This is a genomic window from Dokdonia sp. Hel_I_53, assembly GCF_007827465.1.
Taxonomy (GTDB): domain Bacteria; phylum Bacteroidota; class Bacteroidia; order Flavobacteriales; family Flavobacteriaceae; genus Dokdonia.
In genome coordinates this window covers 2,861,999-2,877,362 of the sequence record NZ_VISL01000001.1, presented here as the reverse complement: position 1 = coordinate 2,877,362, position 15,364 = coordinate 2,861,999, and the positions used below count along the sequence as shown (strand labels likewise).

Annotated in this window: 13 protein-coding genes; 8 read left to right on the top strand and 5 right to left on the bottom strand. The window is 35.4% G+C overall.

Going from position 1 to position 15,364, the window contains the following annotated elements; all coding sequences use genetic code 11:
• Positions 1–35: 35 nt before the first annotated feature.
• The 4 genes from OD90_RS12835 to OD90_RS13215 are packed head-to-tail and all read right to left on the bottom strand — an operon-like array spanning position 36 to position 5,399.
• Positions 36–1,892: a CocE/NonD family hydrolase gene (locus OD90_RS12835; RefSeq protein ID WP_144669553.1), complete on the bottom strand. Its 1,857-nt coding sequence runs from the start codon at positions 1,890–1,892 to the stop codon at positions 36–38.
• 1 nt (position 1,893) lies between these two features.
• The gene (locus OD90_RS12830; RefSeq protein WP_144669714.1) at positions 1,894–3,900 is read right to left on the bottom strand and encodes a protein-disulfide reductase DsbD family protein; all 2,007 of its coding nucleotides are present in this window, start codon (positions 3,898–3,900) and stop codon (positions 1,894–1,896) included.
• Positions 3,893–5,206: a tRNA lysidine(34) synthetase TilS gene (tilS, locus tag OD90_RS12825; protein WP_144669552.1), complete on the bottom strand. Its 1,314-nt coding sequence runs from the start codon at positions 5,204–5,206 to the stop codon at positions 3,893–3,895. Before tilS ends, OD90_RS12830 begins: the two co-directional genes overlap by 8 nt.
• 16 nt (positions 5,207–5,222) lie before the next feature.
• Positions 5,223–5,399, bottom strand: coding sequence for a CAL67264 family membrane protein (locus OD90_RS13215; RefSeq protein WP_186434768.1), 177 nt, complete (start codon positions 5,397–5,399; stop codon positions 5,223–5,225).
• A gap of 157 nt (positions 5,400–5,556) precedes the next feature.
• Between OD90_RS13215 and OD90_RS12820 the strand changes: the two genes are divergently transcribed.
• The 8 genes from OD90_RS12820 (at position 5,557) to OD90_RS12785 (ending at position 13,920) form a co-directional block, all read left to right on the top strand.
• Positions 5,557–6,090, top strand: a complete 534-nt coding sequence (locus OD90_RS12820) for a DUF1599 domain-containing protein (protein ID WP_144669551.1) — start codon at positions 5,557–5,559, stop codon at positions 6,088–6,090.
• 12 nt (positions 6,091–6,102) lie between these two features.
• Positions 6,103–7,839 (top strand): BT_3928 family protein, encoded by a 1,737-nt coding sequence (locus OD90_RS12815; protein ID WP_144669550.1) that lies wholly within the window; start codon positions 6,103–6,105, stop codon positions 7,837–7,839.
• Complete coding sequence (locus OD90_RS12810; RefSeq protein WP_144669549.1) at positions 7,839–8,915, top strand: ABC transporter permease; 1,077 nt, start codon at positions 7,839–7,841, stop codon at positions 8,913–8,915. Before OD90_RS12815 ends, OD90_RS12810 begins: the two co-directional genes overlap by 1 nt.
• Positions 8,916–9,148: 233 nt before the next feature.
• Positions 9,149–9,904, top strand: coding sequence for a triose-phosphate isomerase (gene tpiA / locus OD90_RS12805; RefSeq protein ID WP_144669548.1), 756 nt, complete (start codon positions 9,149–9,151; stop codon positions 9,902–9,904).
• 126 nt (positions 9,905–10,030) lie between these two features.
• Positions 10,031–10,891, top strand: coding sequence for a 50S ribosomal protein L11 methyltransferase (gene prmA, locus OD90_RS12800; protein ID WP_144669547.1), 861 nt, complete (start codon positions 10,031–10,033; stop codon positions 10,889–10,891).
• A 159-nt stretch (positions 10,892–11,050) separates the two neighbouring features.
• Positions 11,051–11,326, top strand: a complete 276-nt coding sequence (locus OD90_RS12795; RefSeq protein WP_144669546.1) for an ATP-dependent Clp protease adaptor ClpS — start codon at positions 11,051–11,053, stop codon at positions 11,324–11,326.
• Between the two features lie 93 nt (positions 11,327–11,419).
• A complete protein-coding gene (gene sucC, locus OD90_RS12790) occupies positions 11,420–12,610 on the top strand; it encodes an ADP-forming succinate--CoA ligase subunit beta (protein ID WP_144669545.1) in 1,191 nt (396 codons plus the stop codon).
• 116 nt (positions 12,611–12,726) lie between these two features.
• Entirely contained in the window at positions 12,727–13,920 is a 1,194-nt protein-coding gene (locus tag OD90_RS12785; protein WP_144669544.1) for a DUF4105 domain-containing protein, read from the top strand.
• A 58-nt stretch (positions 13,921–13,978) separates the two neighbouring features.
• On the opposite strand, the gene OD90_RS12780 is transcribed toward OD90_RS12785, so the two are convergent.
• Positions 13,979–15,313: a sugar transferase gene (locus tag OD90_RS12780; RefSeq protein WP_315897478.1), complete on the bottom strand. Its 1,335-nt coding sequence runs from the start codon at positions 15,311–15,313 to the stop codon at positions 13,979–13,981.
• Positions 15,314–15,364: the final 51 nt, after the last annotated feature.

Below are 15,364 nucleotides of genomic sequence, written 5' to 3'. Positions count from 1 at the left end.
TGGTTTTCAGGGCGATTTTCTCAATCTAAAATATCTTATTTACGCAATACGTTCAATTCAATTTTTGATTGATGAAATACAGAGTGTGTTTCTTTTGTAAAATCTTCCTCTTTGGCTTTAAAAATAGTATCGACGTAAGTCTGAGGGTTTAAGTCAATAAGAGGAAACCACGTACTTTGTACTTGTATTTGTAATTTATGACCCTTTTTAAAAGTGTGAAGTACGTCTTGGAGTTTTATAAAAACTTCATCTTGCTTTTCAGGTTCAAACGGCTGTGGCTTTGAGAAACTCCTTCTAAAACGACCACGCATTACCTCACTGCGTACCATCTGATGATAACCAGCCATTTCCATTCCTTCTTCAGTTTCTATCGTGTTTTCTACATCATCTGGATAGACATCAATTACTTTTACAATCCAGTCTGCAGCTGTTCCTGTAGTTGCTACTTTGAGCTTTGCCATAATATCTCCTACAATGGTAAGATCATCTTCAAGCACTGGCGTTTCATAAACTAATACATCATCGCGCTTAGCTGCAAATCGCTGATCGTCTGACATATATTTACGAGGTGTAAATACCATTTTCTTGCCCTCTGCATACGGTACAGGGTTTGCTGGATCACTTACAAAAGTTTCAGCACCATTTTTTGTTGAAGCGCTTCCCGTCAATGCATTATGGTCTCCTAAAAAGAACGAAACATTCATAGTCGCTTTTGGTGGCCATTGGTCAAAAGACATCCACTCCTTGCTTCCAGAGTCAAAAACGTGTGCCTCTGGCAATCCCGTCTCACCTGCACCATCTCCCTTCAAAAAGTGATTAAAAAACTTGGTTTCAATATCTTTTTGAAAATAATCTGAAATATTATCACCAAAATAAACATTTCCTACCGCTTGTCTTTCTGAGGTTCTAGCCCAGTCACCATGACTCCACGGTCCAAAAACAACAGTATTGTAATTATCGCTGCGTTTTTCTATGTTTTTATACGTTTCCCACGGTCCGTACAAATCCTCCGCATCATAAAGCCCACCTACGGTCATTACCGCTGGCTCAATGTTTTCTAAGTGCTGAATAATACCTCTTGATTTCCAGAATTCATCATAATTAGGGTGTTCTTTTAGCTGAGTCCAAAATTCATTAGTCTGATCATAATATTTATCAAGATTTGACAATGGTCCAGTTTTCAAGAAGAAATCAAATTGATCATCACTTTCTAGATCTGGAAATTCATACCAAGACTCGGTAGTAGGCTCTTCTTTTTGATAGCCAAAAACTGCAGTAGCTCTCCAGTAACTCAACAGATAAGCTCCGTTATGGTGAAAATCATCAAAAAAGAAATCACCAATACAAGCTTGTGGCGAACTAGCTTTAAGCGCAGGGTGACCACTTAACAGAGAATAGGTTGCATAAAAACCAGGATATGAAATTCCCCAAGTTCCTACCCTTCCATTATTATTTGATACGTTATTTACGAGCCACTCAATAGTGTCATAAGTATCACTTGCTTCATCAGTTTGTGTTCCTGTTTTATTGGGAATAAAGGCGCGCATATTATCATATGTTCCTTCACTCATCCATCTTCCGCGTACGTCTTGATAGACTATAATATTCCCCTCTTCCATTAAATAAGAATTAGGAGCAATTTTAGTTCTATATTCATCTTCACCGTAAGGTTTACAGCTATATGGCGTACGCTGCATTAAAATAGGATAGGTTCTAGTTGTGTCCTTCGGCGAGTAGATGGTGGTATGCAATTTTATACCATCTCTCATCTCAATCTGCACCTCCTTTTTTGTGTAGTTTTCTTCAACAATGTATGAAGGTTCTTCTTGAGCATACGCTTTCGCGAAAGCGAAAAAGCAACTTAATAACAGTAGTGCAACTATTTTCTTCATCTTAGTTTCTATTAAAATTTGTTATTCCTTCTTCAAGCCAAGCTAAATAAACGTCAATGTCTGGTGTATAAGCTACTGGCTGATTTAAAGGTGATTCATCATGATCTAATAGCACATAGTAAGGTGCTGCTAGAATATTGTAATTCTCGATCTGAAAGTTACTCCATTTATTACCTACAGTTTTAATACGTCTCCCTGAAGGACTTACAGTTTGCTCAGATTCTGGCAATAGCTCCCTTGAATCTCCGTAAAGAGAAATGAGAACAATGTCATTTTTCAGAATATTAAGAACCTTTGGGTCAGACCACACACGCTCTTCCATACGACGGCAATTAATGCAAGCATATCCTGTAAAATCAAGCAGTATGGGTTTATTTTGCTGTTTAGCATAGGCAATCCCAGCCTCATAATCTGTGAATGATATAATATCGTGAGGTCCTAATTCTGCGCCATTTGGTATGTCTTGATCTTTAGCAGCGTTAGCATTTCCGCCTCCTACTCCATATGGGGACTCACTATAATGTAATGGTGGCGGAAAGCCACTAATTAATTTTAATGGTGCACCCCACAAACCTGGAATCATATACACAACAAATGACACTGTTAGAATACCTAGAAGTAATCGACCTACAGAAATATGAGACAGATCACTGTCATGCGGTAATTTTAGTTTACCAAAGAGATAGAGTGCCATTCCAACCATAATTGCGATTATTAGAGCCAGAAAAACTTCCCTTTCTAAGAAATGTGATTGCGACACTAAATCTGCGTTTGATAAGAATTTGAAGGCTAGCGCAAGTTCTAGAAAACCTAAAACTACTTTTACAGTATTAAGCCATCCTCCAGATTTAGGCAACGTATTGAGCCATCCAGGGAATAGTGCAAATAAGGCAAACGGTAAAGCAATAGCAGTTGAAAATCCAAGCATACTAATAACAGGAGTAATACCACCCTCAACTACTGACTGAACCAACGCTGTTCCAACAATGGGTCCCGTACAGCTAAAACTAACGATAGCAAGCGCCAGTGCCATAAAGAATATCCCGATGAGACCACCACGATCCGCTTGGCTGTCAATTTTATTGGCCCACTTTTGAGGTAGCATGATTTCAAAGGCACCAAAAAATGAAATGGCAAATATGACCAACAACACAAAGAAAATGACATTGAATGTAACACTTGTAGAAAGCTCAACAATTGCTGTTTCACCAAATATTGTAGTTACTGCAAATCCAATAAACACATATATCACAATTATTGAAAGGCCATAGATTATGGCATTTTTTATACCTGCTGCTCTGGATTTACTTTGTTTTGTAAAGTAACTCACCGTCATAGGAATCATTGGAAATACACATGGTGTAAGTAATGCGGCAAGTCCTCCTAAAAATGATAATATAAAAACGGTCCAATTACTATTGGTATCATTTTGAGATGCAACTTCTTCTTGAAGATCAGAGGAAGGAGATGCTATAGTTTTTGAGGTTCCGTAATTTTCAAACTCGGTAAAGTTTGTGAACACCTTCACTTCCTTAGTTTCTAACTGATGCGTTATATAGAATTCCTGAGGAATACACACTTCTTTACAAACTTGATAACTAATCACAGATTTTATAATTTTTATGTCTGTATTTAAGAGTGTTATATTTTGTGATAGTGAGGGGGTTTGCCCTAAAAATTTTGTTGCATTTTCTTGAAAAACATCGTCGTAAAAAGTGATCGTTTCAGATTCTTTTGCTAATCCATCTCTAACAATATTATTTTCACTGTTTAAAAATTCAAATGAAAATGGGATCCCACTCTCACTCTCTTGAGCATAGATATACCAGTCCTTCTCTACCGTAGCATTATAATGTAAAATGTAAGTAGCATCTGAAATTTTCTCTACACTCCCACTCCAGCGTACGGGATCGTAAGAAGTATTATTCCCAGCAAGACCAAAGCCTTGACTAAAAGTTATGAGTGAAATAAAAAAAATAAATGAAAAAATGAACTGTGCTTTACGCATCATACCATGATAATTTTATAATACTTTGAGTGCTTTTTGTTACTTTGAAACGATCATCTGCCCGCATGCCTATTACCCAAATAATAGTGTTACCTTGACAGAGGAGCCAGGTTTTATCTTTAGCTATCAAAGATAGCTTTTCATCCTTAAAATACTTACTCAATTTTTTCTTACCTGATAGGCCAAAAGGATAAAAAACATCTCCCTCTCTTCGTGTGCGAATTGTAAGTGGAAATTTAACTAGAGCTGAATCAATATAGATTTCTTTTTGAGATGAATTTTTAATAGAATTGATACGCTCTTTAACTAACATACCAAAAGGTCCAGTAACTTCATTTTCTTTAGACTCCCAAGTAAACAATTCGTGATCTAAATTAATAAGTGACGTAAGTAGCAAGACATCTCTATCCTTTAAAATTTTATGTGTGCTAGAAAATACTTGCTTTCCAGATTGTGCTGATAGTAAGTCATATATATCTTCCCAAGCAGTAAAATTGTAGTCATTGAGAATGGCATATAAAACAGCATTTGGTGCTGGATGACGCTGTATACGTTCCAACTTAATACTTAACACATTGTCTTCTGCAATGAGGTATTCTTGTTTTAATTGTTGTGTATATACACTTAACAAATCACTTGTTTGCTGCAAGTGGGCTTTTGTGTTTTCATACCCTTTGACAAAATTAGGTTGTGCATTCTGCAATGCTGGAACAGCATGATGCCTTAATTGGTTTCGCAAATACTTATCTGAAGCATTAGAACTATCCTCTCTCCACACTATATTATGAAGTTGTGCATACTCTTTTATTTGCTTTCGCGAAAAGGTAAGTAATGGTCTCACAACTTTACCATTGATTGCAGGTATTCCAGTCAAGCCTTCTAATCCACTACCTCTCCCTAGATTGATTAAAAATGTTTCTACATCATCATTCAGGTGATGAGCAGTAAGTATATACTCAAAACCTTTGGCTTCAGAAAGTTCATAAAACCACTGGTAACGAAGCTTTCTTGCGGCGATTTGGGTTGAGGTTTTGGCTATTTTCGCGTAAGCGGTTGTATCAAAATACTTTTTATAAAGAGAAATATTTTGATTTTCACAATAGGAAGTAACAAATTGCGTATCGGCTTCACTCTCATCTCCTCGTAACCTAAAATTACAATGCGCCACACTCACGTCAAACCGTAATGTTTTACACAGATGAAATAAGACCATGCTATCCAGGCCACCACTAACGGTGATCAATACCTTAGATGAAAAAAGGAATGGAAAATGTTGTGCGCTATACTGCTTAAAAGCTTCAAGCATACGCTACTTTTTAAAATTAAACACGCCCCTTGAGTGCGTTAAATACCCAAGCAATTGCAAAAAAACCTATACCCACAGAGGCAAATCCCCAGCCAGCAATTTCGTTATATCTAAATGCTCCTAAGCCTATAAGACCTAATCCTACTAATATCATTATAAATGTGGCCCATCCTAAAACGGTATTTTTATTCATACTCATAATTTTATTTTAAAAGGAAAAATTCCATTAAACGAAGTCTACAAATATCGTAATTTTTTTAAGAGCATCCATCAAGCAAATAGAATAGCACTATCTCATTTTAATAATTGAGTATTTTAACCGAAATTTACGCAAAACCAATACACCACTAATGGCCGATACTTCTGCTCAGTATGATGCTGTAATTACGCAATGTAGAGATTTATTCATTAAAAAAATGAAAGATTATGGTAGTGCATGGCGCATCTTAAGGCTCCCTTCTCTCACAGATCAAATTTTTATCAAAGCACAACGCATACGAGGCCTACAGCAAAATGAAGTGCAAAAAGTGGATGAAGGCCAGCAGTCAGAATTTATAGGGATTATCAATTATTGTGCGATGGCACTAGTACAATTAGAACTCGGTATTGTAGAACAACCAGATCTCAATGTACTCGAAGCCACTCGGTACTATGATGAAAAAATAGCACTTACCAAACAACTCATGATGGATAAAAATCATGATTACGGTGAAGCTTGGCGTGATATGCGAGTAAGCTCACTTACAGATCTTATCTTACAAAAACTTTTACGCGTAAAACAAATAGAAGATAATCAAGGAAAAACTTTAGTTTCAGAAGGAATTGATGCGAATTATCAAGACATGATAAACTACGCTGTATTTGCGCTCATTCATCTTAATTAATTTATACACGTCTTGAAAATTCTCACACATATAGTAAGATTTATAGTAGGAATACTTTTTATTTTCAGTGGTTTTATTAAACTGAATGACCCACTGGGGTTTTCATATAAACTCCAAGAATATTTTAGTCCCGAAGTACTTAGTTTAGAATTTCTATCTCCCTATGCATTACTAATTGCAATCATTCTCGTTATTGTTGAAATATTATTGGGAATCGCTTTACTTATAGGGCATCGCAAAAAAATTGTCTTATGGTTATTACTAGCCATGATTGCCTTTTTTACGTTTTTAACTTTCTACTCTGCTTACTTTAATAAAGTAACAGATTGTGGTTGTTTTGGAGATGCTATTCCACTTGTACCTTGGGAATCCTTTGCTAAAGATGTGATTTTACTGGTGCTTATTGTATTTCTAATTTTACACCAAAAATTTATTCAACCGGCTTTCGCCAAAATGGTAAATTCCATTATTATTTTTATTGCCTTTATTGCCTGTATGGCTTTTGGATATTATGTATTAATGCATCTCCCTTGGTTAGACTTTAGAGCCTATAAAGTTGGTAATAATATTTCCGAAGGAATGATAATTCCTGAGGGCGCACCTGAAGCTATTTTTGAATATCAGTGGAAATTTAATGTTGATGGAGAGGAAGAAATCATCACTACAAGTGGTGGCTACCCAACAGTAAAGGGAACTTTTATAGATTATGAAGTCGTACAAACACAAGTTGGCTACATACCACCTGTCCATGATTTTACCATAGAGCGTGATGGTAAGGACTATACTTCAGAATTTCTTAAACAAAAAAACCTAATTATCATTATAGCCTATAATCTTGCTACTACAGAGCGTGAAGGGTATTATAACATTCGTAAAATTTCTGAAGAAGCCATACGAAAAGGCTATAAAGTTATTGGTTTAAGTTCATCTGCACAGATAGACGCAGAGCAATTTGCAAAAAATTTTAAATTGCCTTTTAGTTTTTACTATACGGATGAAACTGTCTTAAAAACAATCGTTAGAGCTAGCCCAGGGATTTTAAGCCTTGATGAAGGGACAATTCTTCAAAAACTTCATTATAATGATGCTTCAGATTTGAAACTCAAAAAACTTCCTACAGCGCAGCCAAAACTTAATTTCAAACTAAAGCGAGAGTTAGATAGTATTGCAGTTTTAGACCAGAAATACAGGAAATTAATGCATATAAATAACCCAGAAAAGCGAGCTTTAGAAGGCAAGAAAATGGGTCTTGAAGCTGCAGACTATACTGGTGATTTATGGCAAAAACAACTTGCGTTAGACACCAGTAATTTAAAAAGGATACTCAGATTATTAGATACTCAGGGGTATCCTGGTAAAAGTTTAGTAGGAGTACCCACAAATACCGCAGCTTGGTATGTCATACAACACAACCCTGAATATATAGAAGCATACTTACCTATAATTAAAGAAGCTGGAATGAATGGAGAAATCCCTTATAAATTGGTTGCTATGATGGAAGATAGATATTTAATGAATTTGGAAAAGATGCAACTATACGGCACTCAAGGAGTCAATTATGGAGAAGGCCCCTCCTTTATCTGGCCAATTAAAAATTCTGAATCAGTTAATGATCGAAGAAAAGACGCTGGCTTTTCTCAAACAATCGAATCTTATGCAACTGATCTTTTTGGAAATGATTTTCAATACGAGTCAATTACTTTAGAGGAGGCACTTAGAAGAAAAAACAAGTCAAACAATCCTCAATAATGTTGCAGTACCTTTTAAAAAAACTTGGCTATGCTTTTCTAACACTCCTAGGTGTTGTCACAGTTATATTTTTTTTATTTACAGTGCTTCCTGGGGATCCTGCGAGAATGATGTTAGATCAAAATGAGGATCCAGAACAACTTGCAAAAGTGCGAGCAAAGTATGGCTTTGATCAGCCTATTTTGACGCAATACGCGTATTATCTGAATGACCTCTCCCTCCTTTCTATCCACTCAAACGATACAGATAATTATACCTCGCTAGAAACTGGAAAATATACCGCAACTCCACTTTTTACAATTGGAAATAAAACATTAGCTCTCAAATATCCTTACTTAAGAGAAAGTTTTCAAAAAACAGGAAAGCCAGTTACTCAGGTTATTGCAGAAACATTACCTAACACTATGGTTCTGGCGGTGTCTGCCATTACCATAGCAATACTTATAGGTGTTTTTTTAGGAATAATTTCTGCACAAATGCGAGATACGTGGGTTGATAAAACCATCCAAATTGTAAGTACCTTTGGGATGAGTGTACCAAGTTTTTTCAGCGCTATTTTATTTGCTTGGCTTTTCGGGTATGTGTTACATGAGTATACAAACCTTAATATGACGGGAAGTTTATATGCCATGGATGATTTTGGCGAAAGCGTACGTATCCAGTGGAAAAATCTCATTTTACCTGCACTTGTTTTAGGAATTAGACCGCTTGCTGTTGTCATTCAGCTTATGCGTAATTCTTTGTTAGAAGTATATAATCAAGAATATATCCGAACCGCAAGAGCAAAAGGGCTATCTTCCTATAAAATCATTAAAAATCATGCATTAAAAAATGCATTAAATCCTGTAGTCACTGCTGTTTCAGGATGGTTTGCCTCTATGCTCGCAGGAGCCGTCTTTGTGGAGTATATTTTTGGGTGGAATGGCTTAGGAAAAGAAATTGTAGATGCATTAAATACTTTAGACTTACCTATTATAATGGGTGCGGTGCTTGTCATTGCCAGCCTCTTTGTCACCATTAATATTCTTGTAGACTTTATCTATGCTTGGCTGGATCCAAAAATAAAGTTGGAATAAGACCTTCATCTGATTAAGATTTGTAGAAATAAATGTTTTTTTTACGCTTTCGCGAAAGCGAACTTATATCTATCAACCACATTTTCATACTTAGAAACTGTAAACTTTATAATCGTGAAAATTGGGTTAAATCCAAGTTGAACTAACAAACAGGTTGCTATATTTGAGAACAGATCGTGAATTTGTTGAATTAAAAATTTAAACACCTTCTTTGTAAGGGTATACTATATATTATGAGAAAACATATTGTAGCAGGAAACTGGAAAATGAATAATGACCTAGCAGATACCGCAGGACTTATTACGAATCTAAAGAAAGAAAGAAACTTAGGAGATGCAGAGGTTATTATTGCACCTACATTTGTGAATCTATATAAAGCATTTGAAAGTCTAAGTGATAGCAACATCAAAGTTGCTGCACAAAATATGCACCAAGAAGAAAGTGGTGCATTCACAGGTGAAATCTCTGCAAAGATGCTTAAGGGAATAGGTATAAACACCGTTATCTTGGGTCATAGTGAGCGACGCGCATATTTTCATGAAACAGACGAATTGCTAGCAAAAAAAGTAAATAGTGCACTAAAAAATGAATTGAGAATCATTTTTTGTTTTGGAGAAGAACTGCAAGATCGTAAGGATGAGAAACATGAAGACGTGGTAGCAACTCAGCTTGAAAATGCATTATTTCATCTAGATAAAGATGCATGGTCAAACATAATACTTGCTTATGAACCTGTTTGGGCTATAGGTACTGGAGAAACAGCTTCACCTGAGCAGGCACAAGAGATGCACCAATTTATTCGCAACACTATCGCTTCAACATACGGGCAAGAAGTCGCAGATGGAGTGAGTATCTTATATGGAGGTTCTGTAAAACCTACTAACGCAAAAGAAATTTTTAACAAAAAAGATGTAGACGGTGGACTTATAGGTGGCGCTGCACTAAATGCTACAGACTTTTTTGAGATTGTTAATGCCTTTCAGCAATAGGCCATTTATTATAAAAATAGAATTTTATATTAATCCTCTATGCACTGCTCGCTATTGTGCAGCATAGAGGATTTGTAGTTTTATAAACCTTATTTTTGCACTCACAAAATTTTTAAATAGGATAAAATGACTCCAATTTATTTAGGCTACACCTTTACTATTGAACCCCGAGATCCTGCAACCGAAATACTAATTGCAGAACTAGGCTACGCAGGCTTTGAAAGTTTTACTGAAAATGAAGCAGGAGTAATTGCTTACATTCAAAAAGATGAAGCTTTTCCTAATTCTCAGGATGTAGACTATGATTCACTACTTACCGATATTCAAATTATGAATTCTGATGAGTTTACGATTACTTATGTAGCAGAAGAAATTGAACAAGTAAACTGGAATGAAGAGTGGGAAAAGAATTTTGAACCTATAGAGGTAGATGGTAAATGCGCGGTAAGAGCTCCCTTTCATGACAAAACTGATGTGTTGTACGATATCGTAATAGAACCAAAAATGTCTTTTGGGACTGGTCATCACGAGACTACTCATATGATGATTAAGCATCTACTTAAACTTGATCTAAAAGATAAAAAAACACTAGATATGGGTTGCGGCACAGGTGTACTGGCTATTCTAGCTGAAATGCGTGAAGCCAAACCCATAGACGCTATAGACATAGACAACTGGTGTTATTTAAATAGCATAGAAAATGCAGAAAGAAACAATTGTAAACATATTGATGTTTATGAAGGTGATGTAAAACTACTTGAAGACAAGAACTATGACGTCATTATCGCAAATATAAATCGCAACATCTTGCTTCAAGATATTCCCGCTTACGCGAAATGTTTACCTGAGGATGGTATCTTATTATTGAGTGGATTTTACACAGAAGATATTCCATTAATTTCAGAAAAATGCAATGAACATGGCCTTTACTTCGTTAGTAATTATGAACGAAATAATTGGGTAGCCTGTAAGTTTGAGAGAAGATAATTTAATTTATTAAAACATTTTTGTCTTTTCAGTAAACTGAGTGGATTTTTAACCTACGATTATATTGTTCAGAAATTTCATGATTAATTTAGGACTGTGAGATTTTCGCGAAAGCGAAAACAGTATATTTTGTATTTTTGCATTGATAACAACCCCATTATGAGTACCCAAGAAAAATATCAAGAAGATTTAGATGTACTGACAGAGGAGACTCCTTCTCATGAAATTATATTGTATAATGACGATGTAAATACATTTGACCATGTGATTAATTCGCTTGTTTATGCTTGTGATCATGAGGAAGAGCAAGCACATCAATGCGCTCTACTAGTTCACTACAAAGGTAAGTGTTCTGTAAAAACAGGAGATTATAAAGATTTGAAACCTCGTTGTTCAAAACTTTTACAAGCTGGATTAAGTGCCGAAATCGTTTAAACTCATTCTAAAAATTATATAACAAAATTATTGCGCTCCCGTAGCGCATTTGTTATTTTTGCTAGGCAATTTTAAGCACCTTAAATAGAGATTATGAATCTACACGAATATCAAGGAAAAGAGATATTAAATAGTTTTGGCGTACGTATCCAACGTGGGTATGTAGCTCAAACACCAGACGAAGCTGTTGCAGCTGCAAAAAAACTTACAGAAGAAACCGGAACCGGATGGCATGTAATTAAGGCTCAAGTTCACGCTGGTGGACGTGGTAAAGGTGGTGGTGTAAAACTTGCAAAAAATCTTGACGAAGTAAGAAGTATAGCAGACGACATCATTGGGATGGATCTAGTGACACCTCAAACAAGTGCAGAAGGTAAAAGAGTACACCAAGTGCTAGTAGCAGAAGATGTGTACTATCCTGGAGATAATGAACCAGAAGAATACTATATGTCTGTACTTCTTAACCGTAGTACGGGCCGTAATATGATCATGTATTCTACAGAAGGAGGAATGGATATTGAGACGGTGGCAGAGGAAACTCCACACCTGATTTTTCACGAAGAAATAGATCCTGCAACGGGATTACTAGGTTTCCAAGCGCGTAAAATAGCTTTTAACTTAGGTTTAAGCGGAGCTGCATTTAAGGAAATGACAAAATTTGTTTTTGCTTTATATGAAGCTTTTGAGAAATCTGACAGTTCATTATTTGAAATCAATCCTGTTCTTAAAACGAGTGATGATAAAATAATGGCAGTAGATGCAAAAGTATCGTTAGATGCAAATGCACTATACCGTCACAAAGATTATGCAGCAATGCGTGATGTGCGTGAAGAAAATCCAGTAGAAGTAGAAGCTGGTGAGAAAGGACTTAACTATGTAGATCTAGATGGAAATGTAGGTTGTATGGTAAATGGTGCTGGTCTTGCGATGGCAACTATGGATTTAATTAAACAAGCTGGTGGAGAGCCTGCAAACTTTCTAGATGTAGGAGGTACTGCAGATGCTGAGCGCGTTGAAGCAGCTTTTCAATTAATCCTTAAGGATCCAGCAGTAAAAGCAATATTAGTAAACATCTTTGGAGGTATTGTACGTTGTGACCGTGTGGCACAAGGTATTGTAGATGCATACAAGAATATGGGAACAATTAGTGTACCTATTATTGTACGTCTTCAAGGTACAAATGCAGATATCGCAAAAGAGCTTATAGACAACAGTGGTCTTGATGTACAAAGTGCTATCGAGTTCCAAGAGGCTGCAGATAAAGTACAAGCAGTTTTAGCATAAATCATTAATTCTATTTAAAGGATTAAATTGAAAAGGTCGAGACTCATGTCTTGACCTTTTCTAATATATAGTATTTACAATTGCAAGATGTCAAACCCTCGCCTATCTTTACACATATGAAACAACTATTTGTCGTCCTTTGTTTTTTATGTTCTCTTTGTGCGAGCTCACAATTAAAATATCCTGTATTATCAGAAGATTCTGAAATCAATCTTATCACAATTGGTCCTGGACCTGAACTTTATGACGCTTTTGGCCATACAGCAATACAAGTTTTTGATAAATCAAATGATATCAACGTGGTCTTTAACTATGGTGTTTTTGATTTTGACACCCCAAATTTTTACTTAAAATTTGCTCGAGGTAAATTACTTTACAAGCTCGCAGCAACATCTTATGATGATTTTATTTATAACTATAAAGCTCAAGAACGTTGGATTAAATTACAAGAACTCAATTTAGACTTAGAAAATCGTCAAGCAACTTTTAGGTTTTTGATGCATAATCTTCAAGAAGAAAATAAATATTATAAATACGATTTTTTTTATGATAATTGTGCTACAAGGCCATACTACGCAATTGCTTCAGGTCTTGGGAACTCCCTTCAAATGGATTATAGCCAACAAGAAAAAGGGTTGAGTCATCGCGATCTTATTCATCAATATATTCCATGGAATAGTTGGGGTAGCTTAGGTATTGATGTCGCCTTAGGGTCTGTTATTGATAGAGAAGCTACACCAGAGGAATACTTATTTTTACCAAATGAGTTATTATCCGCTTTCGCGAAAGCAAAAATCTCTACTTCTGAAGGAAATAAGCCCTTTACCTTAGACACTATAACAGCATACATCCCAACAGAATCTCACTCGTATGGGAGCATATTTGTATTATCTCCACTTTTCATTTTTAGTATTTTATCACTTTTAATCATATACAAAACGTATAAAGATTATATTAAAAAATATAAAATAGGATGGTTAGATGTTTTACTATTATCACTCACTGGTTTTATAGGAATACTTATTTCATTCTTATGGTTAGGAACTGATCATACGGCAACAGCTTGGAATTACAACTTGTTGTGGGCCTTTCCTTTTCATATTCTTGCTGCATTTATTATTTCAAAATCTAATCCTCCTAGGTGGATTTACCCATATATGAAACTGGCAATTATTCTTATGCTTTTATTATTTTTTCATTGGATTATTGGTGTTCAAAAGTATCCATTTGCCTTGTTACCGCTACTTATAGCAATTACGATGAGGTATCTATTTATTTTGAGAAGCTTGAGAACCTTAAGAGATTCCTAATTTTTAAATTAGCGAAGCCTAAAACAAATAAGCTAGCTTAAACAAATAATCTCGCTAACTACTGACCCCTAAAGTTAATGACTGTACTAATAGTTTTGAGAATGATACTTAGATCAATAAATAAATTACGGTGTTTTATATAGTAGAGATCATACTGTAGCTTTTTTAGTGTATCTTCTTCTGAGTTTGCGTAATTTCCCATCACTTGAGCCCATCCAGTAAGACCTGGTTTTATGATATGTCGTGTTTCATAAAATGGTATTTCCTTAGACAATTCCTTCACAAAAACAGGCCTTTCGGGACGAGGGCCAATTACACTCATATCACCTATCATTATGTTAAAAAATTGAGGCATTTCATCTAAACGGCTTCTTCTCAAAAAATTTCCAAATAACGTAATTCGAGTATCATTTTTCTTTGCCCATTGAGCACCACCTTCCTCTGCATTGATAATCATTGTTCTGAGTTTTATGATGCTGAATGGCTTTCCGTTTTGCCCGACACGGGTCTGTTTATAAAAAAGAGGACCTCGATTAGCCAAAAGGTTTCCTAAGATAATGAGAGGTAAGAGAAAAATAAATATGAGAATACCCAGCAAAGACATAGCAATATCAAAAAACCGATGAAGTAACTTATAGAACTTGTTTTGATTACTCCTGCTAAATGGGAAATATCTATAAAAATCTTTATCTACATACTGTACTGGTACTCGCTGTGTAATTTCTTCAAATACTTGCATATATTCCCGTATAGGGAATCCCTTTTTAAGCAATATGATAAGCTCATTGTATAACGGTAAAGTCACACCACTTGAGTAAATACTTGCCACTATAATTTCAGACACACCATTCTCTACTACGGTATTAGTTAAATTTTCAATAGGATAGCGCTTTATATCTGTAGTTATTACAGCTTCTATTGTCATGGGATCTGTATTGATATACCCGACAATTTTATAATTAGGATCTGCAGATTCTAAGTTTGAAATTACTTTTTCAATATCAAAAGAATCTCCTACTACCAAAGCTTTTTTATAAAATCTTGGAGCTGCAATAACTGTCACATACAACCACCTCCATAATAGAATAGCAACAATCATGGATACATAGAAATATATAATCTGCAGTCTATTATCTGGTAGTGAGGGCGTATAAAACGGGGTTAATAGATAAAATAATACCGTTGAAGATACTGTCAAGATGGTATTTTTTAACATTGTCTGGAACTTGACAGTCTTAGGTAAAAAATACAGCTCAAATACGGTCCCAAATACAGTCAAATAAAAAACAAGAACTAGAATACCAGTTCTATTAGTTTCTGATACTTCAAAATAATCAAACTTAAAAAATACGTTTGTGAGATGAAGTGTGCTCAATACTATGAGAACATCCATAATTCGGAGTAGAATTCTCCTCTCAGAAATATTGAAATGGATATCTGGTAT